This is a genomic window from Prosthecobacter sp., assembly GCF_049294395.1.
Lineage (GTDB): Bacteria > Verrucomicrobiota > Verrucomicrobiia > Verrucomicrobiales > Verrucomicrobiaceae > Prosthecobacter.
Window position 1 is genome coordinate 1 of sequence record NZ_JBAQCR010000082.1, and the last position, 2,014, is coordinate 2,014.

General features: G+C 63.4%; 1 protein-coding gene and 1 pseudogene. Both read right to left on the reverse strand.

Annotated features, from left to right (window positions below):
• Positions 1-826, reverse strand: a pseudogene (locus WAW39_RS05520) (hypothetical protein); the annotation flags it as partial.
• 769 nt (positions 827-1,595) lie between these two features.
• On the reverse strand, positions 1,596-2,014 hold a 419-nt coding region (locus WAW39_RS05525; RefSeq protein ID WP_422316604.1), incomplete at its 5' end, for an ArsA-related P-loop ATPase.

Genomic DNA, 2,014 nt, shown 5'->3' on the forward strand with positions numbered 1-2,014 from the left:
GAGTCTGGGTGTAGCGCCTGCCGTCGTGGTCGATCTGAAAGAGGGGCGTGGAGCTCTCCGGTACGCTGACGGGTTTTCCGCCTACCATGAAGTGGTAGTTCGTCTTGCCGTTCGCGTCGGTGATGCGGCGCATGCTTTGCACGGGAATCTGGTGCTGCATGCCGCGATCGTCCCGGTAGGGGACGGAGGTGCCTGCCACCGGGTGGTCGCGGAGGGAGGTGAGGGCAAAGCCGGTGTGGTGAAGCAGGCCGCCCTGGCCATCCGGGTGCGGGATCATCTTGCCGCCTTCGATGACGGCGCCGGCTTTGCGTGCATTTTCGAGCTGAGCAGCGGCCTGCGCCACGGGCGGGGTCTCTTTAACAGAAGGTGGTGGAACTGCGGTGGCCGGCAGGGGGCGCTCTGCCGCAGGGTTGGGAACAGCGGTGGACTGAGGAGTGGCGGCAGCCATGGGCCCGGGCCGCGGCTGCAGTATCTTGGGGAGCGCGCCTGGAAGCCGGCCGAGCTCAGTGAGGCGGCGCAGGTAGCCGGACTGGGCGTCCTTGGGGCGAAAAGGAGTGGTATTAGATGGTATTCTGCCTTCCGCGGGATCGTGGAAATTTTGCTGCTCATCCGGGCGGCCCGGGGGCTGCCCCAGTGGGGCGGCATTTCGCTGCACGAGAGTCTGCTCCTGTGGTGCGGACTGATGGCGCTGCTGCAGTTGCAGTGGTGGCTGCGGCTGGCGGACTTCCTGAGGAGCGTCAGCTTCTTCCGGCTGGTCTGCAGGCTGGAGCGGCTTCTTGCGCGGGTAGGTGGGTGGATCGAAAAGAGATGGCGGAGTGTAGAACATGGCGGATGCGTGGCCGCAGGGCGGCGGTGGCACCTTTCGAGTTCTTCACTGCGTCAGGTTGTTTGCGAGTGTCGGAAAAAGCATTGGGTCGTGATTTGGGAATGCAACGGGAAAGTTTAAAAATGTTGTGTTGTGGTGGGATGTGGTATTCATGGGCGGGCATTGGAATGAAGACTTTGGCGTGGGGTGCTGAATCCTGCCCGGGCCTATGGGATGGCGGTGAATGGGATGCATCACCCCTTTTATTGAGGCGTACGCAATGGGCCGACACGAATGGGATGCGTGTGAAATCTGGATGCGGGAGCTTTGAAACATACGGGGCACAGACCTGCGGCGGAATGGCGTGAAGACGCCCATTCTTCGCGCTGCGCGCTACGAAGGTCAGGCTTGCTGGTGAGCGCGGTGTGCCAAGAAAGCGATGGGTTTGCTTCCCGGGTCGTGCGGACAAAACCAGGGGAGCACTCGCTAAAGCTCGGCACCCCTGGGCTGAAATACGAAAGGCCGTTGGCCTTCAAGGCTGGAGCGTCAGTCTATGAGCAAGTCTCAATCATCAGAGGCCGGAACTGATCAGATTCAACGGTGGAAGTGACTCGGGCGCACTTGAACTCAAGGCGGCTGGGGTGTGGAACAGAGAGTAACAGGGGGGCTGAAGCAGTTTGCACGAAATACGCTTCCAGATTCCGGCTAAAGCCGGGACTACAAAACATGCGCTGGCCCGTTGCGGCGCAACGGGCCAGCTTTGGGCAGCTGCCTCAAAGTGGGTGACACATCATACCAGAGCATGCTGCACACCTGAGGTGGCGAGGCGGGCGAGGGCGGCGGGGCCGACGGGTTCCTCGGGCTGCCAGGGGAGCCAGGCGGTGCGGGGGGAGTGACGAGCGACGACTTCATCGATGTAGCGGTGCTCGGAGTGGGCGCGGCTTTGGAGGAGGGGATCGCAGGTGTGGCTGTGGAGGAGGCTTTGATTGATGACCCAGGCGAAGGGCTGGATGCGGGCGCGGCGGAGGTCTTCCTGCAGGGCGGCGGCCTCGTGCACGGGGGTGGCCTCCGGGAGGGTGACGAGGAGGATGTGGGTGTAGGCGGGATCGCGCAGGCGCTGGAGGAGGCGGAGGACTTCTTCAGGCTGGGTGCTGCGGGCCTGGCGCTCGAGCTCGCGCTGGTAGGCCTCGCTGGCATCGAGGAGGAGGA